The organism is Psychroflexus lacisalsi, assembly GCF_020164495.1.
In the GTDB taxonomy this organism is placed as follows: Bacteria; Bacteroidota; Bacteroidia; order Flavobacteriales; family Flavobacteriaceae; genus Psychroflexus; species Psychroflexus lacisalsi.
On sequence record NZ_JAIQYZ010000001.1, the window covers coordinates 55,316 to 80,407 of the forward strand.

At 36.0% G+C, this 25,092-nt stretch carries 25 protein-coding genes and 1 riboswitch; of the genes, 11 read left to right on the forward strand and 14 right to left on the reverse strand.

All coding sequences use genetic code 11. From position 1 onward, the window contains the following. Nucleotides 1-9: 9 nt before the first annotated feature. Together LB449_RS00280 and LB449_RS00285 are read left to right on the forward strand one after the other, a co-directional pair. Nucleotides 10-801, forward strand: a complete 792-nt coding sequence (locus LB449_RS00280; protein ID WP_224453077.1) for an MBL fold metallo-hydrolase — start codon at nt 10-12, stop codon at nt 799-801. Between the two features lie 119 nt (nt 802-920). Continuing rightward, nucleotides 921-1,829, forward strand: coding sequence for a DMT family transporter (locus LB449_RS00285; RefSeq protein ID WP_224453078.1), 909 nt, complete (start codon nt 921-923; stop codon nt 1,827-1,829). Between the two features lie 106 nt (nt 1,830-1,935). Here the strand turns inward: LB449_RS00285 and LB449_RS00290 are convergent, their stop codons facing one another. The 9 genes from LB449_RS00290 to LB449_RS00330 all read right to left on the reverse strand — a co-directional run bounded on the left by LB449_RS00290 (nt 1,936) and on the right by LB449_RS00330 (nt 12,167). Beyond that, complete coding sequence (locus tag LB449_RS00290; protein WP_224453079.1) at nt 1,936-4,308, reverse strand: hypothetical protein; 2,373 nt, start codon at nt 4,306-4,308, stop codon at nt 1,936-1,938. A gap of 621 nt (nt 4,309-4,929) precedes the next feature. Next, on the reverse strand, nt 4,930-6,216 hold the full coding sequence (locus tag LB449_RS14020) for a cation-translocating P-type ATPase (protein WP_317196202.1): 1,287 nt from the start codon (nt 6,214-6,216) through the stop codon (nt 4,930-4,932). Then, a complete protein-coding gene (locus tag LB449_RS14075; RefSeq protein ID WP_224453080.1) occupies nt 6,104-6,334 on the reverse strand; it encodes a cation-transporting P-type ATPase in 231 nt (76 codons plus the stop codon). The genes LB449_RS14020 and LB449_RS14075 overlap by 113 nt, the downstream gene beginning before the upstream one ends. Before the next feature lie 281 nt (nt 6,335-6,615). Continuing rightward, nucleotides 6,616-7,644: an oxygen-dependent tRNA uridine(34) hydroxylase TrhO gene (gene trhO / locus LB449_RS00305; protein ID WP_224453081.1), complete on the reverse strand. Its 1,029-nt coding sequence runs from the start codon at nt 7,642-7,644 to the stop codon at nt 6,616-6,618. 109 nt (nt 7,645-7,753) lie between these two features. Next, complete coding sequence (locus tag LB449_RS00310; RefSeq protein WP_317196203.1) at nt 7,754-8,020, reverse strand: four helix bundle protein; 267 nt, start codon at nt 8,018-8,020, stop codon at nt 7,754-7,756. A 178-nt stretch (nt 8,021-8,198) separates the two neighbouring features. Beyond that, nucleotides 8,199-9,377 carry a homoserine dehydrogenase gene (locus LB449_RS00315; RefSeq protein ID WP_224453082.1) on the reverse strand — a complete coding sequence of 393 codons (1,179 nt, stop codon included), beginning with the start codon at nt 9,375-9,377 and terminating at the stop codon, nt 8,199-8,201. A gap of 3 nt (nt 9,378-9,380) precedes the next feature. Next, on the reverse strand, nt 9,381-10,391 hold the full coding sequence (gene metX, locus LB449_RS00320) for a homoserine O-acetyltransferase MetX (protein ID WP_224453083.1): 1,011 nt from the start codon (nt 10,389-10,391) through the stop codon (nt 9,381-9,383). Then, nucleotides 10,384-10,848, reverse strand: a complete 465-nt coding sequence (locus LB449_RS00325; RefSeq protein WP_224453084.1) for an OsmC family protein — start codon at nt 10,846-10,848, stop codon at nt 10,384-10,386. Before LB449_RS00325 ends, metX begins: the two co-directional genes overlap by 8 nt. 14 nt (nt 10,849-10,862) lie before the next feature. Continuing rightward, on the reverse strand, nt 10,863-12,167 hold the full coding sequence (locus LB449_RS00330; RefSeq protein WP_224453085.1) for an O-acetylhomoserine aminocarboxypropyltransferase/cysteine synthase family protein: 1,305 nt from the start codon (nt 12,165-12,167) through the stop codon (nt 10,863-10,865). Nucleotides 12,168-12,405: 238 nt separating this feature from the next. Further along, nucleotides 12,406-12,506: riboswitch (SAM riboswitch) on the reverse strand. 423 nt (nt 12,507-12,929) lie between these two features. Here LB449_RS00330 and recA point away from each other — a divergent pair. The 7 genes from recA (at nt 12,930) to LB449_RS00365 (ending at nt 18,470) form a co-directional block, all read left to right on the forward strand. After that, on the forward strand, nt 12,930-13,952 hold the full coding sequence (recA, locus tag LB449_RS00335; protein ID WP_224453086.1) for a recombinase RecA: 1,023 nt from the start codon (nt 12,930-12,932) through the stop codon (nt 13,950-13,952). Between the two features lie 119 nt (nt 13,953-14,071). Next, nucleotides 14,072-14,500, forward strand: coding sequence for a hypothetical protein (locus tag LB449_RS00340; protein WP_224453087.1), 429 nt, complete (start codon nt 14,072-14,074; stop codon nt 14,498-14,500). After that, on the forward strand, nt 14,501-15,055 hold the full coding sequence (locus LB449_RS00345; RefSeq protein WP_224453088.1) for an RNA polymerase sigma factor: 555 nt from the start codon (nt 14,501-14,503) through the stop codon (nt 15,053-15,055). Continuing rightward, the gene (locus LB449_RS00350; RefSeq protein WP_224453089.1) at nt 15,056-16,450 is read left to right on the forward strand and encodes a hypothetical protein; all 1,395 of its coding nucleotides are present in this window, start codon (nt 15,056-15,058) and stop codon (nt 16,448-16,450) included. It begins immediately after the preceding gene. Nucleotides 16,451-16,514: 64 nt separating this feature from the next. Continuing rightward, the gene (locus tag LB449_RS00355) at nt 16,515-17,462 is read left to right on the forward strand and encodes an HU domain-containing protein (RefSeq protein WP_224453090.1); all 948 of its coding nucleotides are present in this window, start codon (nt 16,515-16,517) and stop codon (nt 17,460-17,462) included. A gap of 44 nt (nt 17,463-17,506) precedes the next feature. After that, nucleotides 17,507-18,025 (forward strand): acyl-CoA thioesterase, encoded by a 519-nt coding sequence (locus tag LB449_RS00360; RefSeq protein WP_224453091.1) that lies wholly within the window; start codon nt 17,507-17,509, stop codon nt 18,023-18,025. Nucleotides 18,026-18,032: 7 nt separating this feature from the next. Beyond that, a complete protein-coding gene (locus LB449_RS00365) occupies nt 18,033-18,470 on the forward strand; it encodes a hypothetical protein (protein ID WP_224453092.1) in 438 nt (145 codons plus the stop codon). Between the two features lie 145 nt (nt 18,471-18,615). Here the strand turns inward: LB449_RS00365 and rpmA are convergent, their stop codons facing one another. The 3 genes from rpmA to LB449_RS00380 form a co-directional block, all read right to left on the reverse strand. Beyond that, entirely contained in the window at nt 18,616-18,876 is a 261-nt protein-coding gene (gene rpmA, locus LB449_RS00370) for a 50S ribosomal protein L27 (protein ID WP_224453093.1), read from the reverse strand. A 22-nt stretch (nt 18,877-18,898) separates the two neighbouring features. Continuing rightward, nucleotides 18,899-19,411 (reverse strand): 50S ribosomal protein L21, encoded by a 513-nt coding sequence (gene rplU, locus LB449_RS00375; RefSeq protein ID WP_224453094.1) that lies wholly within the window; start codon nt 19,409-19,411, stop codon nt 18,899-18,901. Nucleotides 19,412-19,498: 87 nt separating this feature from the next. Further along, entirely contained in the window at nt 19,499-19,939 is a 441-nt protein-coding gene (locus LB449_RS00380; RefSeq protein ID WP_224453095.1) for a DUF4199 domain-containing protein, read from the reverse strand. Nucleotides 19,940-20,102: 163 nt separating this feature from the next. Here LB449_RS00380 and LB449_RS00385 point away from each other — a divergent pair, with 163 nt between their 5' ends. Beyond that, the gene (locus LB449_RS00385; RefSeq protein ID WP_224453096.1) at nt 20,103-21,416 is read left to right on the forward strand and encodes a M16 family metallopeptidase; all 1,314 of its coding nucleotides are present in this window, start codon (nt 20,103-20,105) and stop codon (nt 21,414-21,416) included. A gap of 1 nt (nt 21,417) precedes the next feature. Then, entirely contained in the window at nt 21,418-23,484 is a 2,067-nt protein-coding gene (locus LB449_RS00390; RefSeq protein WP_224453097.1) for a M16 family metallopeptidase, read from the forward strand. Between the two features lie 47 nt (nt 23,485-23,531). Here the strand turns inward: LB449_RS00390 and LB449_RS00395 are convergent, their stop codons facing one another. Together LB449_RS00395 and hemC are read right to left on the reverse strand one after the other, a co-directional pair. After that, the gene (locus tag LB449_RS00395) at nt 23,532-24,179 is read right to left on the reverse strand and encodes a uroporphyrinogen-III synthase (RefSeq protein WP_224453098.1); all 648 of its coding nucleotides are present in this window, start codon (nt 24,177-24,179) and stop codon (nt 23,532-23,534) included. A gap of 1 nt (nt 24,180) precedes the next feature. Continuing rightward, a complete protein-coding gene (gene hemC, locus LB449_RS00400) occupies nt 24,181-25,089 on the reverse strand; it encodes a hydroxymethylbilane synthase (RefSeq protein ID WP_224453099.1) in 909 nt (302 codons plus the stop codon). Nucleotides 25,090-25,092 lie beyond the last annotated feature (3 nt).

The following is a 25,092-nucleotide window of genomic DNA, read 5'->3' on the forward strand; positions in this document are numbered from 1 at the left end:
TTATATAACATGAAGACACCATTAGTTTATTTAGCCATTAGTGTAATTACACTGATAGGCTGTAAAAATTCAAACTCTAGCCAAGAAGAAGCTCAAAGCGAAGAAGTCGCAGAAAATTCAGAAAAGGTGAGTAGCAAATTTAATATTACCCCTATTTCCCATGCCACGGCAGTTTTTGAAATTGACGAAACTGTTTTTTATATCGATCCTGTAGGAGGAGCAGAAGCTTTTGAAGGTCAGCCTTCACCAGACATGATTTTGGTGACAGACATTCACGGAGATCATTTCAATATGGAAACTTTGGAAGCGGTTTCCAAACCAGAAACCAAAATTGTTGTGCCACAAGCTGTAGCTGACAAAATAGAAGGTGCACTTACCAGCCAGCTTGTTGTCTTAAAAAATGAAGAAATCAAAACGATTGACGGCTTCAACATAGAAGGTGTAGCCATGTATAATCAAGGTGACCAGGACAAGGTAAGACATGTTAAAGGAAGAGGAAACGGCTATGTCATCGAAAAAGGAGACTTGAGGGTCTACTTCTCTGGAGACACTGAAGATGTTCCTGAAATGAGAGCCTTAACCGATATCGACAAAGCATTTGTATGTATGAATCTTCCTTATACCATGAGTGTAGATGCAGCTGCAGACGGCGTACTAGCGTTTAAGCCAAAGGAAATCTACCCTTATCATTACAGGGGCCAGGGCGGACTAGCCGACGTGGAGAAATTCAAATCTTTGGTCAACCAGGGTAATAAGGAGATACAAGTTAAACTACTCGACTGGTATCCTTCTACCAAATAAACCTTTTATCAACATCTTTTATTTCCAGGCTTTGATATCCATCAAAGCCTGGAAAGTTTTAACCCGAATTTATCAGTCGTGTCGAAGAATTAAATTCACTTTTGCAAAAAAAATAGAGTTTGAAACCAAATCAATTAAAGTGGGTATTTCTTGTGGCTCTAGCCTTTTTATGGGGGAGTTCGTTTATCCTCATTAAAAAAGGGCTGGTAGGATTCACGCCGCTTCAACTCACCGCACTTAGAGTATTGATTACTGGTATTTTTCTTACGTTGATAGGTTTTAAGAAAATTAAGGAAATTCAAAAAAGTCAGTGGAAATGGATTGCCATTTCGGGGTTTATAGGAACCATGCTGCCTACTTTACTATTTTCTATTGCCGAAACGGAGATCGATAGTGCTATTGCTTCCATCCTGAATTCAACTGTACCCTTGTTGGCTCTAATTACGGGGGTCTTGTTCTTTAGTAACCAATTTATTAAAAAGCAATTTATGGGGGTCGTCATCGGGTTGGTAGGTTCTGTGCTTTTAATTCTTGCCGGAGCTTCGCTCAACCCTAATCAAAATTACTGGTTTGCGGTCTTACCGGTCATTGCCTCTCTGATGTATGCTTTTAATGCAAATATTTTAAAGTCTTATCTGGAAAGGATTTCAGCTTTAGGCATTGCCACGGGTTCGTTTTTGATTTTAATTCCTTTTGCATTTGGTATTTTAGTATTTACCGGTTTTTTTAATACTGAATTTTTAGCCCAGGAAGCGGTCCAAACCTCTCTGATTTATGTTACCGTTTTAGCTCTGATGGGTACGGCTCTTGCCAAGATTATCTTCAACCGACTCATCCAATTGTCCAATCCAGTCTTTTCTACCTCGGTCACTTATTTAATTCCAATTGTGGCTTTGTTTTGGGGCTTTATGGATGGAGAAGAGTTTAACTGGTATCAACTCGCCGCTGGTGGCGTAATTTTATTGGGGGTGTATGTGTCCAATCGGAAGAAAAAAGAAAAGAAGAACAAGGTGCTCGAGAAAGCTTAGATTGACTCAGGGTTTATTTTACCTCAAACCCTCTTTTAATTATCCATTTAAAAAATTAGCATTACCTATTGAAGACTTTATAGAGAAGAATCTAAACTCTTTATAATTAGTTATAGACATCATTATTTACAACTACAACTTCAGATACTAAATCACCAGTGTTGGTAATTCCCTCAATAAAAAACTTAAGAGGAGAGTTGGCCGGATTATAAACTGTGAAATTCAAACTCCCATCATCATCTATTTTGCAATTTGGGATCCAGTCTATAACTCCATAGTCCTTAAAAAAATCGCCCTTATACACGTTGTATTTTGGAACGTAGAAATTTTTATTCTTAGCAAAAGTTAATGGAAACTCAAATTGTCTGAAAGGCCCTCTTTTATTCTTGTTGACAAAATCCAAAGAAGTATAAATTTTTATAACCCCTCCAGCTCCTAAAAAGCCTTCTCCATAGCCATTCTCATTCACAACTAAATAATCGACAATATTCATATTGTAAGCGTAAAAATAATTTTGATTTACAATGAGTTGATCGTCCAGGTAAATTAATGGACTTGGGTCATTGACATTGGATCTTGCAACCCTAGGAACTATTTCAAATGATCCTGAGGTTTCCCTAGCATAATAATCAGGCAAATACGCATTGACGTAATTTGCAAAGGTCAGATTACTATTTCTCTTTGTATCATCAAAAGCATAGACCTTTGTGAAAATATCCTTCTTAAGATTTTCAATTTTAGTTTGCCTTTTTTTAGCTTTTATGAAGACTTCATCAAGCTTTTGGGTTTTATTGAGATCAATCAGGCTAAATTCTGATTTAGATATACCCTTAGGAGAGAAAGACTGATTGGTTTGCAATACTTTAAATGTATTCTCAAAATCGGGAATTTCTGAAGGATAAAATTCTGTACCTAAATCAGGCTTCCACACTTTTCCTTTTTTATTCATTGTACCAATGCCCAGCATTTCGCTTTCTATGGGATAAAGACTAGAAACAACGAAACTATCTTGATCTTCAGATAGACTTACCTTCACTCCATTATTCTGTTCAAGAGGGTATACCACATACTCCTTTTGTCTTTTTTTATTCTGATTTGCTTTTAAAACAATACCATCTTCAAAAGCATATGTGTCAGTTACATTGTTATTAAAGATGTCATCCCAATTATAACTGCTCCAGCCCTGAGTCAACAATAAATTGTCTAAGTCGTACTTTTTCTTAGCATCTACATTTGTAAAATAGTAGTGAGCATTTTCAACGTAGCTTTTCAGATAAGGCTGTAAGTAGGTATAAGAAATGATATTATGTTGTCTCTGATAAGATTTGGTTGTTTCTGGAAGTATGGAGACGCTTATGTTAGTCTTATCCGTCGAGGAATGAGCTAAGTTTGATAAAGGAATACGAATTCGTGTTGAATCCTTATATGTTGTAGTAATGGGAGTACCAGGATTAATAAAGTTAATACCTGTGTAGTGAAAAAAAATGCGCTCCAATACGGGTTTGTTATTTTCATCAAAAAGGGTAAGAATATTGATTCCAGAAAACAACTCCTCATGATTGACTATTTTTAAAAGACTTTTTTCTTTAAAAGTAACAGGAGTAGCTTTTGCTGTTTTGCCATTATGAACGGTGAGCTTATATGACTTCCCTTTGATATCTCTTAAAGTGCTTTGATTGGTTCTAAGCTCTACTGCTAAAAGTTTTGGAGAGTTATTGACATGAACAGAAATTCCTTTAGGCTTGATGTCGTCGATTTCGTAATTATAGATTTTACCAAGGTGATTAACCTCTACTTTATATGTTTGATCTAAGCTAGGAGTGAACTGGAATTTACCTATCCCAAAGGCATTGGTTTGAAACGATATCAAAAGCTGATCATTAGAATCATAGACTTTGCCCTCCACATCCTGAACTCCGTAACCTTGATTATTTTTTATGATAACTCCTACACTGGTTTTAACAGAATTGACAAAGAAACCGCCCTCAGGTAAAAACTGTGCATCTAATTTTTGTATGGTTGCAGTTTTTTCAATGCTGCTTTCTTCTTCAGGATCAATGACTCTGAATGATTCTACAAAAGCATTGGGTTCATCAAAATTCCTCATCCAATTGGTATACGCCTTAAAGGTGTAGTGCCCAGAACTGAATAAGCTATCAACAGTGAAGACATTGTTTGTAAAGCCGTTATCCACCTTTACCAGCTTACTTTTAACGACTTTATTACTGGCATCAGTAATGACACAATAAAGGTTTTTAGTTGATTCTGACGGAACTTTTGAATCTTTATCAAGAACGTAACCACTAAACCCTATCATTTCTCCTTTTATAAAGGTACTTTTATTCAAATGACAATAAGCTACCTCTCTATAAAGAGAGCTGTAATCATCGAATGATGTTATAATCTTATCTATTTTTTGTTCTTGGCCAATTAGTAGGTTGCTAATTAAAATAATCGTGATGAGTATCGCTTTTTTCATGGCTTTGTAGAATTTAATTAGAATAATCAACTACATCATTATGCGGTATAATAATCACAGCTTCTCAAATATATAACATTTTCGGATAAAAAACATTGCTGATTTACAGGTCATAGACGATAAGAATAATTAGTCTTTGGTGAGAATTCATAAAGGCCTTGACCCTGTTTTAACAGCAGTCTTTAATGAGTCACTGGTCTAGAAAATAAATTTTTTTACCAGCTTTCTAAACTTACATTTTCCAGATAATACTCTTGACTTGCGATGAATCACTATTATTTAAAGTTCCAAAAATTAAGATGATCTGTTAATTTTAATTAATCGAAAATTGAAATGATTATATTATTCCAATTAAGTGACCCTATGAATAAGATCAAAAACACTATAAAAGGTGCCTCACCTAGGAAAAACCATTTTATATCCTTTTTGAAATTAGGTCTTCTAATAAAACTTATAGAGTTTATTAAAGACATGATGACAATGCCAAGGATTCCTAGAACTAGAAATAGTTTTATGTTTTTAAATAACCAATCGGTTAATACATTTCTTAAATATTCTATGGTTACGAATATTAAAATTAATCCGAGAACGAAAGTTGAAATTAACCAAATTGAAAGTTGTTTAAGACCTGTGTTTTTGTCCACGAAAAAACTTAAACACTTCCATCACAAAAATCATTGGTAAAGCTAGCGCCAAAACATACAACCACTCGTTAAAACTAATTGGTTCTATTCGTAAGATATCTTGCATAAAAGGAATTTGCATACTCAAGATGTGAATTCCCTGAGCGGCCAGAACTCCAAAAACAAGTATGATATTTCTTTTTAACGGTACTTTGAAGACTGAAACTCGTTCGGAACGACAGTTAAATACATGAAAGTTTTGCATAAATACCATTAACAGCAGAATAATATTTCGTGCGTGTATTTCATCCATTTGGGTGAACGTGTTTAAATAATACCAGAGTCCAAAAACAATTAATCCCATAGCTGCACCAGAAACTACGGTTTGATGAATCATTAACGGGTTGAATATTTTTTCTGATGGCTTTCTGGGTTTTCGCTCCATGGCACCTGGTTCTCCCCTCTCAAACGCAAGGGAAACATCTTGTATGCCGTTGGTAACGAGGTTGAGCCATAGTAACTGAACTGCAAGTAGCGGCAGAGGCAATCCAGCAGCGATTGATGCAAGAAAAGGGATGATTTCTGCAGCTCCAGTTGAAATCAATAGATAAATTACTTTACGCACATTATCGAAGGCAAACCGGCCTTCTTCGACTCCTGCAACAATCGATGAGAAGTTATCGTCCACGACAATCATTGATCCCACTTCTTTTGCTACATCAGTACCCGAACCCATAGCTATCCCAATATTAGCGCGCTTAAGGGCGGGAGCATCATTTACACCATCGCCTGTAACGGCAACAAATTCATCTTTACGAATCAACACCTCTACAATTTCAAGTTTTTGTGTTGGAGAAACTCTGGCAAAAACTGAGGTTGATGCCACCAGTTTTTCAAACGCAGGACTATCTACCGCGCCTGCTTCGTTCAGCATTTGTCCAGTAACAACAAGAGTTGTTGTGTCGGCTATTCCCAACTCACGAGCTATGGCACCAGCTGTTGCTGGATGGTCTCCGGTTATCATGATTACCCTTATTCCAGCTTTATTGCATTGCTCTACAGATGTTTTTGCCTCCGGTCTTAGCGGGTCAATAAAGCTTACAAGTCCGTAAAATGTGAGTCCAGGAATATCTCCATTGTCATAAATTTCCTTTTTCTGAAAATTGGGGTATTTACCACTGGCAAAGGCTAATACACGATAACCATCTTGAGCAATTTGTTCTGCATCGGCAAGTATTTTGTCCTTGAGGAAGTTTGTTTTCTCCGTAAAACTGAATCCGGTTATTGATTTCTTCCTGTTTTAATCCAGTATCAGAAGTTCTTAACTCGCTGAAAATTTCTTCTTTGTTATTGGCTTGCCAATGTTTTTGTCTAAGGTGTTTTTGAGGTTCATGTTCATCCATTTTATTTCATTGTCAAGCTATTACTAAACTTTCATCATTATGAAAATACAATTTTATTTGAAATAGTTTTGGGTTAAGCCTGAGCTTAAATAGGAATAGAGTAGAAGTTTTAAACTATCAGTCAGCCTTTAGTAGAAATTTGAAGCAAGGCTGGATGTTGAGGTTAACTTATAAGCATAAAGCAATGTATCTAGAAGAATCATGTAGGTTCAAAAAAAAATCCCCCCGAATTTCAAAAGAATATAGGGGGTAAGTCAATCTAAAATAATGTGAGAGAATTTTTACTTAAACTTCAATACTGGTGACCTTCCTTTTTTGAATTTTCTATTTCCTGCAGGTCTGCCAGATCTTAAGCTTTTTTGCTCTTCGTATGGCAGGTGCACTATTTCTTGGCATTGCTCTGAGCAGCAACCGTCCATCTTTTTGGCGCAATCTTCACATTGGATAAAGAGCAAGTGGCAACCGTCGTTGGCACAGTTCACGTGGGTATCGCAGGGCGTCCCGCATTGGTGGCATTTGGCGATGACATCGTCGGAAATCTTTTCGCTTCGGCGGTCATCGAACACAAAGTTCTTTCCAAAAAACTTATTTTCCAAGTCTTTGTCTTTGACTTGTCGGGCATATTCTATAATTCCGCCTTCCAGTTGGTAGACTCTTTTGAAACCCTTGTGTTTGTAATAAGCGCTGGCTTTTTCACAACGAATGCCGCCGGTGCAATACATGACGAGGTCTTTGTCTTCTTTATGATCTTTGAGGTCTTCTTCTATGATGTCTAAAGATTGACGAAAAGTGTCAACGTCCGGTGTCACCGCATTTTTGAAGTGACCAATTTCACTTTCGTAGTGGTTACGCATATCGACCAAAACAGTGTTTGGGTTTTCGATGAGTTCATTGAACTTTTTGGCATCGACGTGAATCCCTTTGTTGGTGACATCGAAAGTGGCATCGTTGAGCCCATCGTGGACAATTTTGGGTCTGACTTTTATTTTGAGTTTTAAGAAGGATTTATCGTAATGTTCGATGGCGATGTTGAGCCTTACATCCTTTAAGAAGTCAATACTATCCAGGAATGTTTTGAACTCTTCAAACTTTTTGGCAGGCACAGAAAGTTGAGCGTTGATGCCTTCGTGAGCCACATTGATGCGGCCAAGAACGTCGAGTTTGTTCCAGTTGAGGAACAAGTAATCTCTAAATTCTTTAGGATTCTTGAGTTGATGGTACTTGTAAAAAGAAAGGGTAAAGCGCTCTTCACCAGCTTGTTCTATAAGCTGTTCCCTTTCTTTTGAACTTAGTTTATTGTACAGTTGCATGCTATACTAATATTTGAGTTAAAAGAAATGATTATTGAAGCGCAAAGATACGATTTGGAATTTACGATATCAGATTTAAGATTAAGAATTGGCAATCAGCAGTCCTCAATTATAAATTATTTAATCGTTTTTTGATGGTTTTACTTGATGCCACAAAAATAGAAGTCAATTCATTTGCCTCTTTATGCAAGAATTTCAATTCTTTCTTTTCGTTTAAATCTTTGATGAGATCAAGCTCTTCTATCATTTCTAACCAAAATTGAGTTTCATCGGCTTCTTCTATTACGGTTCCCATTTTCGAAATAAAGTCTTTGTCACTTTTAGCTCTACAAACAGCTCTGTAGTTTGGTGCAACAGAAGTTGAAGAGCGTATGATTTAGTTGGTAATTGTCCAACAAGTTGGTTTATTTGGCAAGGTTTCAACCAACTTTATCACTCTGATTGCAAATTGCCTAGTACGCTTTTTCAGTTCTTCTTTCACATCTCTTTGATTCAGAATTTAAAATTAGTTATTTAAATCAAAAATCTTTATTCTAAAATTTGCAATCAAATAATCAGTCAGGAAACACAGCGACAAAGACTTTAGCCGATTGGGCTTCAAATTGATGTTTTAAATCTTTGATGGATAATTTTCCTATTTTATATTCAAGTTGCTTTCGAGTCCCACAAACAATCTCGTTTTTAAATTTAAATGGCGTTAGATCTTTTTTATCGTAGGATGATATATAAACTTTTATCAATTGGTCAGGATTAAACTTAGAACTATTAGCCTCAGCTTTTGAATACGAATAAGTGTAATCTTTCAATAGGGAAATCACATCTGAAAGCACTGCGCTTGCAGTGGGAATGCTTCCAGCTCCTTTGCCTTGTAGAAGTTGTTGCTGTGCAAATTCTGCATCGATTTGCACCGCGTTATTTTCGAATTCAATAGAGGTTAGTAAATTATTGTTTTTGATAAACTGTGGCGCTACGAAAGCGTTTAGTCCATCGTCATTGAGTTCAGAATGTCCCAAAACTTTTATACTGAAGTTTTTTTCTTTGGCAAATTCAATATCCTCTGGTTTGATGTGTCGTATGCCCAAATTCAAAATATCTTCAGGTGTATTCAAAACTCCAAAAGCGTGATAATTGCTGATGATGAGTTTGAATTTGGAATCCCAGCTGTCGATGTCCAAAGTTGGATCCGATTCTGCGAAACCGTGTTTTTGAGCATCGGTGATGATTCTATCAAAAGGCTGTGGATTTTGAAACAAACGCGTCAACACATAATTACAGGTTCCATTACTAATAGCTCTCAGCGATTTTATGGAGTCCTGACCAAAAGATTCTTCCAGTGTTCTTATCACAGGAATGCTTCCACAAACCGATGCTTCGTAAAGTAAACTCACATTTTGCTTTTGGGCTAAAGCAGTGAGTTCCTGGAAATGCTCAGCGAGCATCTTTTTGTTGGCAGTAATGACATGCTTTCTTTTTTCTAAAGCTTTTTTCACAATTGAATAAGCAGCATCGGCGTCATCAATCAATTCCAAAACAACATTGATATCTTTGTCTTCCAATATATCTTTGGGTTGATAGCTAAAGTGTTTTGCATCTTTAGATCTTGGTTTATCAGGATTTTTGACAACAATAGTCTTAAGCTCAATGTTTGGAATTGTTTTTTTCTTGAGTAAATGATAAATTCCAGAACCTACACTTCCAAATCCAAATAATCCAATAGTAAGGTGTTGTGGCATTAGTTATAATTTAAAATGTTTTCGTAATATTAATTTTATGGTTTCAACTTCAATCAAAAATCCGTCGTGTCCATAGGATGAATCGATGATTTCTAGTGCTGAATACCCTATACGTTCAGCTAAAAATTTTTGTTCTTCAACAGGGAAAAGCAAATCGCTTTGAATCCCAATGACCAAAGTTTTGGCTTTAACTTTTGCAAGTGCTTTTTTACAGTTGCCTCTATTTCTACCTACATTATGGCTATCCATGGCTTTGGACAAGTACCAATAGGATTTTGCATCAAAACGTTTGGAAAGTTTCTCTCCCTGGTATTTTTGATAGGAGGATGCTCTGAAGTCATCTACTGTATTTTTTTTATCTATTTGAGTGGATCGATAGGTGTTGTAGTTTCTATAACTCAACAGAGCAATAGCTCTTGCAGCTTCTAGTCCCTTTTTTCCAGCAGTTTTATTTTTCTCATAGAATGTAGAATCAGACTCAATCGCCATGCGTTGTGTCTCATTCAAAGCAATACCCCATGAAGAATGCTTTGCGCTGGTCGCGAGTAAAACCAAATTTTTGATTTTATCTGGTTTTTGAATTGCCCATTCCATAGCTTGCATACCTCCCATAGATCCGCCCATCAAATATTGGATTTCTGAGATTCCTAAATCTTTACTTAAGAGGTTTAAGGTTTTGGCAATGTCCCGAATGCTGAATTTTGGAAAGTTCAATCCATAAATTTCATTCGTTTCAGGGTTGATGCTTTGAGGAGAAGTGCTGCCATAACAAGATCCTAGGATATTTGCACACACTACAAAATATCTATCCAGATCAATTTCATTTTTTTTGTCGAAAAGACCAGGCCACCATTCTTCAGGGTGAGCATTTGCTGTGAGGGCGTGACAAATCCAAATAACATTTGAACCCTCTGCATTGAGTTGACCTAGAGTGTTATAAGTTAACTCAAACTCAGCTAAAGTCTGTCCGTTTTCAAGTTCGAAAGGATGTTGATATGAAAATACCTTAAGCATAGGCTTCTTCCTTGTAGGATGATTTTTTAATGTGATAATTTATCGCAGTTTCGTTACTCAAATTATCGTTGATAGGGCAGCGTTGTTTGACGCTTTTCAAAAGAAAATTGACACTTTCCTGAGTGGCATTGGTGACAAAATCAATGTCAACATCCAATGACTGAAACCCAGCCCTAACTTCTTCTGAAAGCCCTAAAAACTTGGAAGCATCAATATTGCCATTGATATTGATTTTCATATCGTAAATCTTGATGCCAAGATCTTTGGCCACCAGGTTGATCACTACATTAAGACATCCGGCGTAGCCAGCCAATAAATATTCTACAGGATTGGCAGCTAAATCTTTGCCGCCAAGTTCGTGAGGTTCATCCACCAAGAAATTGAATTGTCTTGATTTTCCCTGATATAAGGTTGAATTGATACTCGATCCGTTTATTGAAAAGTTTGAAATACTCATATATTTGATTTTTTTTAAAGTTGTGAAAATGCCTGATCCAAATCGGCGAGGATATCGTCAATATGTTCGATGCCTACTGAAATCCTAAGCAAACCAGGAAATACACCTGAAGCTTTTTGTTCTTCTTCATTTAACTGTTGATGAGTAGTTGAGGAAGGGTGAATGATTAGGGTTTTGGCATCGCCAACATTGGCGGTGTGGATAATCAATTTTAAAGAATCTACCAGTTTGTCTGCCTCCTCGAGCGTTGCTTTTAGCTTAAAAGACAATACAGCACCAAAACCGCGCTGCAGGTACTTTTTGGCATTTTCATGATAAGGTGAACTTTCCAAACCAGGATAGTTTACATACTCCACTTTTGGATGTTTTTCAAGATACTTAGCCAGTTTAAAGGCATTTTCAGAATGGCGTTCACATCTTAGGGATAAGGTTTCTAAACCTTGAAGCAATAAGAATGAATTGAACGGGCTTAAAGCTTGTCCGAAATCCCGTAAGCCTTCTACTCTCGCTTTGATGGCAAAAGCAACATTTGGCAGACCAAGCGCATTACCTTCACCAAAGACTTCCCAAAATTTAAGTCCGTGGTAGCCTTCAGAAGGTTCTGTAAACCCAGGAAATTTTCCGTTGGCCCAGTTGAAGTTACCTGCATCTACAAGTATTCCTCCAATACTATTTCCATGTCCACCAATCCACTTGGTTGCAGAACTGGTCACAATATTAGCACCGTGTTTTATAGGTTGTGCAATGGCACCTCCCGCTCCAAAGGTATTATCAACAATAAGAGGGATATGATGTTTCTGGGCGATCTTAGCTATAGCTTCAAAATCTGGAATATTGAATTCTGGATTGCCAATGGTTTCAAGATAGAGCGCTTTAGTTTTATCATCAATGAGGGCTTCAAACGAGCTAGGCTCATCACCGTTTGCGAAACGTGCATCTATACCAAGTTTTTTGAAAGTCACGTTGAATTGATTGAAAGTTCCTCCATAAACAAAAGAAGTAGAAACAAAATTTTCACCAGTTTGTAATAGGGTGGTCAGTGCTAAAAATTGAGCAGCAATTCCTGAAGAAGTCGCTACTGCAGATACGCCACCTTCCAATGCGGCAACTCGTTTTTCAAAAACGTCTGTGGTAGGATTCATAATCCTTGTGTAAATATTCCCAAACTCTTCTAGCCCAAAAAGCCTTGCAGCGTGTTTTGAATTTTGAAATTGATAAGAAGAAGTTTGATGTATAGGGACAGCTATAGAGCCTGTAGTTGGGTCTGCTTGCTGACCTGCATGAAGTTGTAAACTTTCGAATTTTAATGATGTAGACATAAGTAAACGTTTATAATTTTTAAAATAGGAATGCTCATTGGGCCTTCAGGATTGAAAGCACTGAGCTTAATAAAGAAATGAGAAAGCCTATGCGCACATAGAAACAATGCACGGCATAGGCTTAAGCATTCGCATAGAAAGCAAGCTTAAAAAATCTGATAAAATGCAATTTGAAGAACTATTCAAAATGAATAGAAAAGATAGAGTTGTTTTAAAAAAGGAGTAATTCATTTTTTCTAATTTATATGTCCCTTATGGGGCAGGAATTAGCACCTTTCAACACTTTGTTGAGGTTGCCGAGGGTCGCGGAGCCTGTCTCTCGCCTCTTCTTTATAAATCACACACCAGTAAAGTGGTAAATGATAGGACAAATATAAAACAGGATTTTTATTTTACCTATTCAAAAAAAAGCCTAGTATGTTAAAAATAAGTTAATAATATTATCTGGTTTTCTGAAATGAAAAAAGCCCTGAGTTACAGGGCTTTTTCAAAAATGTTGTCAAAAACAACAAGATTAGGCTAATTCGTTGTTATACATTTTTATAATAGTCAAAATATAACAACGTCAGCCCCCGTCGATTTTACAGCTGGAAATAGTCGTAAACGAGACTGAAATCCCATGTGTATTGGTTATAGATGTTTTTTTAAGAAATTTCAAATAATAGTCTTTATGAATAGATACCAAATACTTGGAATGGTTGCGGAACTTAATTCCAATATTAAAAAGAAATACTATTTTTACAAAAAAGAATTCAATAAAACATGGCAAAAGAAAATAGCGAGAAAGATGCAAAGTTAAAAGCGCTTCAATTGACTTTGGATAAGCTAGACAAGACTTACGGAAAAGGTACTGTAATGAAAATGAGCGACCAGGCAGTACAAGATGTGGAGGCAATTTCTTCAGGTTCTTTGGGATTGGATTTAGCCTTAGGAGTTGGTGGTTACCCTAGAGGAAGAGTTGTAGAAATATACGGACCAGAATCTTCAGGTAAAACAACATTAACGCTTCATGCAATTGCTGAAGCACAAAAGGCTGGCGGGATTGCTGCTTTTATCGATGCTGAACATGCCTTTGATAGAGCCTATGCTAAAAACTTAAATATAGATATAGATAATCTCATTATATCACAACCAGATCATGGTGAGCAAGCATTAGAAATCACTGAAAACCTAATACGGTCTGGTGCGATTGATATTATTGTGATTGACTCTGTTGCAGCCTTAACTCCAAAAAGTGAAATTGAAGGCGAAATGGGAGATTCCAAAATGGGTCTCCACGCCAGACTGATGTCACAAGCCTTGAGAAAAATGACCTCTACCATAAGTAAAACCAATTGTACAGTGATTTTCATTAACCAATTGAGAGAGAAAATTGGGGTGATGTTTGGAAATCCAGAAACTACAACCGGTGGTAACGCTTTGAAATTTTATGCTTCCGTAAGATTAGACATCAGAAGATCCACACAGATCAAAAACTCAAATAGTGACGTCATGGGTAATAAAACCCGTGTGAAAGTGGTGAAAAACAAAGTAGCACCTCCATTCAAAATGGCAGAGTTTGATATCATGTATGGAACAGGAATTTCCAAAATAGGTGAAATTATAGATATTGGTGTTGATTATGAAATCATCAAAAAAGCTGGATCTTGGTTTAGTTACGAAGACACTAAACTTGGGCAAGGTAGAGATGCAGTAAAAACTCTACTTCTTGATAATCCTGAATTGATGGAAGAGCTGGAAGTAAAAATAGTTGACGCTATAAAGTTGGCTAAGTCTGAAGATTAAGCTAATTTATATACTACTTTCATAACCGATGATTAATCATCGGTTTTTTTATGCTTTAATTTTTTAAACTGCGGCGCAACCTTTCTTCAATCCAGTCGTCTCTTAATAAACACTTCTTAATGAAATATATCAGCAAACTATTTATTGTCTTTTTTATAGGTTCAATTGTTTTTGTCGGTTGCAGTGTTGATGATGACGAGAATTTATTTCAAACGTCTCAAGTATCCCCTATCTTAGATGCCAATGTTCCTGATACAATGGTTATGAGCGAAACCTACACTCTAGGAATTACCTATCAAAAAGATTCTGACTGTCATAGGTTTTCCAATTTTGACGCTGTGAATCAAGGAGATAGTTTGTATTATGTCCGGGCAATAACTATATTTACTCAGGCTGCTAATTGTAATCAAGATACAGCAGGGGATCAAAAAGAAGTTGATTTCACCAATAACTTTGAGTCTAATTTTACTTTCAAGTTTTTGAATGGAAGAGACAGCTTAGGAGATTTTACTTATCTTGATAAAGATGTGATCGTGATAAAAGACTAAATGGAATTAAAGAATCTAATAAAGCGCTGTAAAAAGAATGACATAGCTTCTCAGAAGCTTTTGTACGATATTTTTGCTGATGTGCTTTTTAGTATTTCTTTAAAATATTCAAGAAATTATTCCGAAGCTGAAGACAATTTGCAAGATGCTTTTATTAAAATTTTTGAAAAAATCCATCAGTTTAAGCATAAAGGATCTTTTGAAGGTTGGCTGAAGCGAATCACTATTAATATCTGTCTACAGCGCTACAGAAAACAAAAGGTATTTGAGCTGGTAAACGAAGAAGCCCTAAAAGCTGAAGATGTCTACGTAGAAGATAACAGCTATTCTTTACAATTTCTTCTAGACTGTATCCAAAGCCTTCCGGATAGATATAGAATGGTATTTAACCTTTATACACTCGACGGATTTTCTCATAAAGAAATCGCATTAAAACTTCAGATTACTGAAGGGACTTCAAAATCAAATCTTTCCAGAGCAAAAGATATTTTACGTCGAAAAATTACTGAGTCCAATATTGATGAGGCCTATATCCGAAAAATTGATCATAATTAAATGAAATCTTCCAAACCCATAGAGCGATTATTTCAGGAAGGTTTAAATGACCTTCAGACTTCACCTTCTCCAAAGGTTTGGAAAGGCATCGAAGAAAAATTGTCAGGGAGAAAAAAGAAAAAACGATTTGCAGCCTTTTGGTGGCAGGTTGCATCTGTAGCTGCGATTTTATTAATTTTTAGCTCTATTGGGGCTTTCTATTTTCAGAATGCAGAAACTAAATCATCTGTTTCATCAAAAGAAAATTCAGAAATTAAAAGGAATCTAAATTCAATAGTAGTTACTCCAGCTCAGTATAGATTTACTTCCGTAAGCACTGCACTTTCATCATTTGAAAATGATATAGAAAATAGTTTGGCTTTTCAGCTTGAAGTTCCCAAATCCGTAATTGAATCTCCAAAGCTTGCTGATGCTGAAGGAGATGATGCTATAAACCCTCAGGTTACTGGAATTTCATCGTCATACGTGAATCAACTGGTTAAGGCTGAGCTAAAGTACCTACAGAATTTAAGAATTGCTTCAAATCTTCTGAGCAATGAATTGAAAGAAGATTTGACCTTAGGCGATAATGTGGAGAAAAAATCCTTATTCGATGCTATAGAAGAAGAGCCTTTTTTGGTAGTTGAAGATGATAAACAAATTTATAAGCCTTGGGAGCTAACACCAAATGTAGCTCCGGTTTTCATGAATTCCTTTAGTGGTGGTAATCCTATAGAAGCCAGCCTTCAAGGAAAGACAACCAGCAATCCCAATGTTTCATATGGGATTAATGTAGCCTACGCTATTAACAAAAAGATCAAAATAAGAACAGGAGTTAATCAGGTAGCAATGGGTTATAATACTCAGGATGTTATTTTATCAACAACCTCGTCTTCTTTTAGTTCCGATAATTCTAATAATCCCAATATCAAAAATGATATTCTTACAGAGGTGACTTTGGTTTCTGCTACAAACAGAAGAGTTGGAGGCAGAAATGCTACAATGAGTGATCCTGGAAATTCATCTTTCTTAAGTTCAACATCAGAATATAATTCTATTGGTTCATTAAATCATGAATTGGGATTTGTAGAGGTTCCTGTTGAAATTGAATATGCAATCATCGATAAAAAAATCGGCTTGCATGTGCTTGGAGGAGCGAGCACTTATTTACTGAATAACAACGAAATATTCTTTGAGGAAGGAGGACGTTCTTCCAGCATTGGTGAAGCAGAAAACCTTAATTCTTTCAGTTTTAGTGCCAATTTGGGTTTAGGTCTGGATTATAATTTTTCTGAAACTTTATCTTTAAATTTAGAACCCAAATTCTTGTACCAAATAAATACTTTTCAAGATACGGATTCTAGCTTTCAGCCTTATTTCTTCGGAATATATTCAGGCATAAGATTCAAATTTTAGAAATAATTTTTCAAAATAGAGTTAGCTTGTTGCTTATGTAAGTAAAAAAATTAACTTTGTTTTTATGAGAGTAGAAGAGTATATTAAACAGTTATTATACAGGTATGATTGCGTTATCGTGCCTGACTTTGGAGCCTTTATTATCCAAAAAAACACTTCCCAATACTATTCTCATTTACATAAATTTACTCCTCCAACAAGAAAAATCACCTTCAATAAGTCCATCCGAAATCATGACGGACTTTTAGCTGAGGCGATCGCCAAAGGTGAATCTATGGATTTTGAAAGTGCTAAACAAAAAATCCAACTGTTCGTAGACGATTTTGAATCTGCTATAAAAGCAGACAAAGCAATAGAAATTCCTGCGCTTGGAAGGTTCAATCTTGATAAAGAGAATAAATTATCTTTTGAGCCGAATAATCAAGTAAACTTCTTCGTGGATTCATTTGGTTTAGGTGAGTTCACAATCGATAGAATTCCTGAGGAAAAAATTATAGAGGAGACTATTGTTGATGATAAAGTCAAGATCTTAAGTCCTGAAAAGGAAGTTACTGGCCAAGTTAAGCGTAAGCCTTATCTCAAATATGCTGCTGTAGGAATTATTGCTATTGGTATAGCTGGCTTTGCGGGTTTATATCAATACAATAATTATGTTATTTCCTATAATGATTCTGAATCTCAAAAAGCTGAATCACTCTTGCAGGAACGTATTCAAAGTGCTGAATTTAACTACACCTTGACCGAGCTTCCTTTGAATGCTACTCAAATAGAAACGGTAAAACCAAAGTATCATGTTGTAGCTGGAGCTTTTAGAGTTGAGAGCAATGCTTACAAAAAAATAGAACTTCTTAAACAGAAAGGCTACGAGGCTTCAATGATTGGTAAAAACTCATACGGTCTACATCAAGTTGCCTTTGCAAGCTTTGTTGACAGAGGTAGAGCACTGGCTCAATTGAGGAAAATAAAAGCTTTAGAAAACCCAGAGGCCTGGCTTTTCGTCAAGCAACTTTAAGCTTGGGTTAACACTACAAACCCTATATTTGCAAAAAATATTACATGGAAGTTAAGTACCCTGAAGATTCCAAAACCACACTCACAGATCTAGTTTTACCGAGTGAAACTAACCCTCTCAATAATCTTTTTGGTGGGGAGCTTTTGGCTAGAATGGATCGAGCTGCAAGTATTGCGGCTAGACGGCATTCCAGGCGTATTGTTGTAACAGCATCTGTAAATCATGTGGCTTTTAATAAAGCTATTCCTTTAGGTAGTGTAGTGACTGTGGAGGCCAAAGTATCCAGAAACTTTAAAACCTCTATGGAAATTTTTATAGATGTTTGGATAGAAGATAGAGAAAGCGGAAGGAGATCCAAAGCTAACGAAGCTATCTATACCTTTGTAGCTGTAGATGATATGGGTAATCCTGTTCCTGTTCCAAAATTGGAGCCACAAACCAAGCTTGAAATAGATAGATATGAAGCTGCCCTGAGACGTAAGCAGTTGAGTTTAGTCCTAGCAGGTAAAATGAAACCAGAAGATGCCACAGAGCTTAAAGCTCTATTTGTAAATAATAAATAAAAATACTATGTACGAAGTTATACAGATTGTTCACTCTTATTGGGCTTATTTAGTTCTGCTAATATTGACATTAGCAACTTTCAACGCCATCATTAAAACGCTTGGAAAAAAGTCATTTGGTCCTCAGGACTTTAGGATATCACTTTTTACACTTATTGTTTCACATTTACAATTGCTTATTGGTATTGTTCTTTATTTTGTAAGCCCTTATTTCAATGCTTTTTCTGAAGTAGGGATGAAAGGAGTTATGGGAGACTCTACTTTGAGACTTTACTTAGTTGAGCATCCTTTAACTATGATAATCACAATAGTACTTATTACCGTAGGGTATAGCAAACACAAAAAGAAATTAGCTTCCAATAAAAAATTTAGGACCATAGCCATTTTTTATGCTCTTGCCTTGCTGCTTATGCTTTCAAGAATTCCTTGGAATGCTTGGTTTTAAAACATAAATCAAGTGAAAACTAAAATATTTTTCGGATAAACGGAATAAAGTAAAAGTGTTACTTAGTCCTCAGAAATATTTAAAACATAAAAAAGCCCATTGAAATTAATTTCAATGGGCTTTGTATTTAATAGAAGTTTATTGCTTAAGCTTCAAATGGAGTGACATAGACAAAAGATTTATCATCTTTAGTTCTTTTAAAATGTACTGTTCCATCAACTTTAGCATGTAATGTATGATCTTTTCCTGCATAAACGTTGTCTCCAGGTTTGTGAGCAGTTCCTCTTTGTCTCACAATAATGTTACCAGCGACTGCAGCTTGTCCACCAAAAATCTTCACGCCAAGACGTTTTGATTCTGATTCTCTTCCGTTCTTTGAACTTCCAACACCTTTCTTATGTGCCATGATGTTTAGTTTTTATATTATGTTACTTACTTAATAATTCGATGAGTTCGGCTTTTTTCAAAGCAGAATATCCCTCTAGGCCTTTTTCTTTAGCCATTTCCTTAAGCTCAGCAACAGTATGCTTGCTCAAGTCTGTAGTTTCTGTTTCTTTACACTCTACTTTTTTCTCTTCTTTTGCTTCCTCTTTTTTCTTAGAAGCTGAAGCAGGTTTTGAAGATCCTCCTGAAACAGAAATATCTTCAATGTGGATTTGAGTAAGATATTGACGATGGCCATTTTTCTTACGGTATCCTTTTCTTCTTTTCTTTTTAAAGACAATGACTTTGTCTCCTTTCAGGTGCTTAACGACTTTTGCGCTAACAGTTGCACCATCTATAGCTGGGGCGCCTAGAGTAATGTTGTCTCCATCTGCATGTAAAAGAACTCTATCAAAAGATACATCAGTACCTTCTTCTTCTTTTAGACGGTGAACAAACACTTTCTGGTCTTTCGCAACTTTAAATTGCTGCCCTGCTATCTCTACAATTGCATACATAGTGTTTAGTTATTTAATTTTTACTAAATAGTTTGCAAATATAGTATTTTAAAAATAACTTCAATAAAATATTTTTTTTGAAATCAATTACTCTTTCAATTTATGTTTAAAGAGCTGCATAAAGGAAAGAGTGAGGACTACAGCAGTAGCAAATCCTGAAAGTAATACTGTGAAACCAAAAACTCCAACACCAATATCATAAGACTTTGAGAAGTTTTCAGCAATTTTGTTGATGAAGTCTGGATCAACTTCGGTAACGTAGACCGACATGAAGACCGTAAATATTATTGTAGCCAAGAATCCAGTAACTATTCCAGCCTGAAACCCTTCTACATAATTATACTCTGATTTTAATTCAATTCTTTTGTATCGAATAGCTTCATAAATGGCAAAACCAGTGATGACTCCATTAAATAAACTGAAAAAAGGATTGGTGTGAAATCCAAATAAGGATAACACCAAAAAGTATGCTATTAATGAAGAAGCTAAGGCAATGCCAAATCTTACAGAAAGTACAAATCGACTCATGAGATAATTTTATTTGCTAATATATTAAATTTAAAGACGGATAAGAATTTTCCATCAACATTAATAATGTCTTAAGGAATGCAAAAATATAAATTAGGTTATTAAATATTGTAACAAATGAATTATTTTTAGACTAATAAATTATAACTAAAACAATTTAAAAATGACTAAAACTATTATGTTATCCGTTTTTGTTTTTTTTATCACGCTGGCTAATGCCCAGAAGGTAGAATTTACAGAGTACGATTTGGACAATGGTTTGCACGTGATCTTGCATCAAGATAATACGGCACCTGTTGTAATTACGTCTGTTATGTACGATGTGGGAGGAAAAGATGGTCCCCGCGATCGAACAGGATTTGCTCACTTTTTTGAACATTTATTATTTGAAGGTACAGAAAACATCGCTCGTGGAGAGTTTATGAAAATCATACCTGCAAACGGTGGTACTTTTAACGCCAACACCTCTCAGGATCGTACTTATTATTACGACATTTTCCCTTCTAATAAATTAGAATTAGGTTTATGGTTAGAGTCTGAGCGTATGCTTCATCCTGTAATCGATGAAAAGGGAGTTGAAACTCAAAATGAAGTTGTTAAGGAGGAAAAGCGCCAAAGATATGATGCCCCTTATGGAAAATTATTGGAAGTTATAGGCGAAAACGTTTTTGAAGCTCACCCCTATAAAGATACTAACATTGGTGAAATGGAGCATCTAGATGCCGCCACATTGGAAGAGTTTAGTGCTTATTTCGATAAATATTATGGTCCAAATAATGCTGTGCTTGTTGTTGCCGGTGATATCGATAAGGATGAAACTATTAAAATGGTGAAAGATTACTTTGGAGAAGTGAAACCACGTCCAGAGGTAGTAAGAGACTTTCCTGAAGAAGAACCTATAACAGAGACTAAAAAAGTCACTGCTTATGATGCAAATATTCAGATCCCTGCTGTTATCGCAGCTTATAGACTTCCAGGTCAGGCCACTAGAGATGCGTTTGTATTAGACATGATTTCTGCTTATTTAAGTGGTGGCAAGAGCTCAGTGCTTTACAAAAAATTAGTTGATGAGCAGAAGCAAGCGCTACAGGTTCAAGCTGTAAATCTAGGACAGGTTGATTACAGTATCTTCGCACTTTTTGCACTTCCTCAAGGTGATGTGTCTTTGGACACTCTTCTAGAAGAAATGGATGAGGAGATTGCAAAAATTCAAAACGAATTAATTTCAAAACGTGATTATCAAAAGCTTCTGAATCAGTTTGAGAATCAATTTGTAAGTTCAAATTCAAGCGTTGCTGGTATTGCTAGCTCTTTAGCAACTTATTATATGTTATATGATGATGTAAACCTGATAAACAATCAACTAGATTTATATCAGTCTATTACAAGAGAAGAAATTAGAGATGTGGCAAAAAAATATTTGAGCCCTAACCAAAGAGTTGAAATCGAGTACTTACCAAAAAAAGATGATAATTAAGATGAAAACATTACAACAAAAATTAGTCGCTTTTATAGGTGTTGCTTTGATTACTTTTGGAGCAAGCGCCCAAATAGACAGGTCTCAGATGCCGGAGGCAGGACCTGAGCCAAGCATCAACTTAGAAGACCCAAAGGAATACAAATTGAAAAATGGTATCACTATAATGGTGGTAGAAAATAACAAACTACCACGTGTATCATACCAATTGAGTATAGATAATAAACCTTACAAAGAAGGTGAAAAAGCTGGTGTAGCTAGCCTTTTATCCGCCATGCTTGGGAATGGAACCACAACAATTCCAAAAGATGAATTCAATGAAGAAGTTGACTTCTTAGGAGCAAATATCAATTTTGGTTCTAGCGGAGGTTTCGGTAGTGGATTGAAAAGGTATGCTGACCGTATCGTTGAATTGATGGCAGATGCAACTATAAATCCCTTATTGACTGAAGAAGAGTTTCAAAAAGAAAAAGATAAGCTTATTGAAAATCTAAAGACTCAGGAAAAAGATTTAAGTTCAGTTTCCAGCAGAGTTGTTAGTGCTTTAGCCTACGGAAAAGACCATGTATATGGTGAGTTCCTGACTGAAGAAACAGTAAACAATGTTACTTTTGAAGACGTTAAAGATTTTTATCGAGTACGCTTTGCTCCAAACGATGCCTATATTGTTGTTGTTGGTGACATCAAGCCAAAAGAAGCAAAAAAACAAATTAAAACTTATTTTGGAGGTTGGGAAAAACAAGACTTACCTGAAACCCCAGAACCTCAGTTAACTAAAAACGCTCCAACAACGGAAATTAATTTTATTGATTTACCAAATGCATCTCAATCTGAAATTTCAGTTACAAACACTGTGAGTTTAAAACAAAGTGATGAAGATTATTTTGCAGCATTGATGGCCAACAATATTCTTGGTGGAGGTGGAGAAGGTTATTTATTTAAAAATCTTCGGGAAGATAAAGGCTATACTTATGGAGCTTACTCTAGTTTGGGCGCTAGCCGCTATGGTGTTTCCAGATTTAATGCAAGCGCGAAAGTTCGTAATGCAGTAGCGGATAGCGCTGTGGTTGAATTTGTAAAAGAAATAGACCGTATCCGAACTGAACCAGTAGACCCTGAAACATTGAAAGATGCCAAAGCGAAATATGTAGGAAATTTTGTTATGGCCTTGGAGCGTCCGCAAACTATAGCAAACTACGCGCTTAATATTAAACGCAATAATTTACCAAACGATTTTTATGCTTCTTATTTAGAAAACATAAACAATGTAACTGTTGAGGATGTTCAAAATGTTGCTAAGAAATACTTCAAGGTCGATAATGCCAAAATAATTATCGTAGGAAAAGGAAGTGAAGTTGTTGAGAACTTAGGCAGGTTAGACTATCCTATCAACTATTTCGATAAATATGCGAACCCAATTGATAAACCTGAATTTAAAAAACCTCTGCCAGAAGGTGTGTCTGTTGAAACAGTATACAATGATTACATTCAAGCTATAGGAGGTAAAGAAGCTGTTTCTAAGCTAAATTCTATGGTCATGAAAGGTAATGCAAGTTTCCAGGGAATGTCGCTTTCTTTAACAAGAAAATCAACTACCGAAGGAAAACAATCTGAAGAAGTTGCTATGAACGGCAATACACTTAGTAAACAAGTTTTCAATGGAGATAGTGGATATTTAATGATGAGAGGTCAAAAAATTGATCTTAATGAGCAACAAATCAAGGATACAAAAGTCACTTCAGGATTGTTCCCGGAGCTAAACATCAATGAAGGTGCAGAGCTTGTGGCTATTGAAACTGTGAATGATGAGGAGGCTTATGTTATTCAATTGACTGATAATGTAAGAGAATTCTACAGCGTTGAAACAGGACTTAAGCTGGCAACTGAAACTACTGCAGAACAAATGGGTCAAAAAATGACTTCAACTGTTTCTTATTTAGATTATGCTGAGAAAAACGGCGTGATGGTTCCAATGACTTTTAGTCAAAACTTAGGACCACAAACTGTAGATTTCAATATGGAAGAAGTTATGTTTAATAAAGATGTTAGTGAAGCTGATTTCGAGTAAACTTCCTTTTATAAACTAAATTAAATCCCGCTATTCAGCGGGATTTTTTATTTTAAAAGTTTTACAGTCTTTACAATAACACTTTCTACGCTAGTTTTAGTCGAGACAAAAACAGATTCAGAATAGAGTTTTGCCTGTTGAGCAGTTGTAGACCCAATACAAATAATTTTAGCTCTTGTATCTCGATTTCCTTCAAAAAAGCTATCAACTCCGGACGGGCTAAAACACAAGACTGCATCAAAATCTCTTTGAAATGTTTTTGGTATTTTAATAGTATCGTAAACGAAAACCTCTGCCAGAGAAACGTTTGCTTTTTTGAGTGCTGAAGAAAGTTCTGGTCTCCGCTTTTTGCTTCCGAAAAAAGTAAAGGACAACTCAGAATAGTCCTGAATGATTTTTTTTCCTAATTCTATTCCACTTTCAGCAATTACCTCCACTTTAAATCCTAAGGATTTCAATTTCAAAGCTGTTTTCTCACCCACACAAAAGCAAGTCTCAATTTTAAAATCTTTGATGATTTCTACTGTAGTTTGGCTTGTAACAATTACATTCTGATACTTTTCTTCTGAAATAGAAGCAGGTATCTTCAATGCTTTAGTTTGTATTGCATTGTATTCAGTAAGACTTAAGTATGCATTTAGCAGCAAATTTTTTTGAGAGGGACTAAGTAGTTTTGTAGAAAGAACAGAAGGCATATTACAACACTTTGCGAAGTTCTTTCATTAATCGGTCACCACCCTGTTTTAATACAAGTTCAGCACAGCGTTTCCCAAAGCCTTCTACCTGCTCTAAATCCGTAGATTCTTCAATTACATAGCATTCTTTTCCATCCAGACTAAATAATCCCGCTTTTAGGTTCAAAACACTATTCTCAAGGGTTGCTAAAGCACCAATCGGTGCTGTACAGCCGCCTTCCAGTGTTTTAAGGAACTCACGCTCAACTTTCACTGCCAAAGCCGTCTCAGCATGATTTATAGGCTTTAAAGCCGTTTTACAAGTGGGGTTTGACTCCATGGTGACCACTAGCATTGCTCCTTGAGCCGGCGCTGGAATCATCCAATCCAATTCGACGTGATTTTCCGGCTTTAAATTTATTCTTTCGAGACCAGCTGCTGCAAAAATGGCACCTGACCAATCATTATCTTCTAATTTTTGCAAACGTGTATTTACATTCCCCCTCAGGTTGACGACTTCATGATTTGGATATTTGCTCAACCACTGTGCTTTTCGTCTTAAGCTTCCTGTAGCAATAGTTTTTTCTGAAGAAAAATCATCCAAGCCTTTGTGAATAAAAATATCACTTGTATTGGCGCGTGGAAGAACTGCCGCTTCCACAACACCTTTGGGTAAAGCCGTTGGTACGTCTTTCATGGAATGCACTGCAATATCAATTTCGCCTTTAATGAGCGCTACATCTAGTGTTTTAGTAAAAATCCCAGTAATTCCCATCTCGTAAAGCGGTTGATCCAAATTGAGATCTCCAGTCGATTTTACAGGTTTTAAAACAGGATTGTAACCTTCACGCTCAAGAAGTGATTTTACTTTATGAGCTTGCCACAAGGCTAGTTCACTATCACGAGTTCCTATTCGTATAGTTTTTGACATATA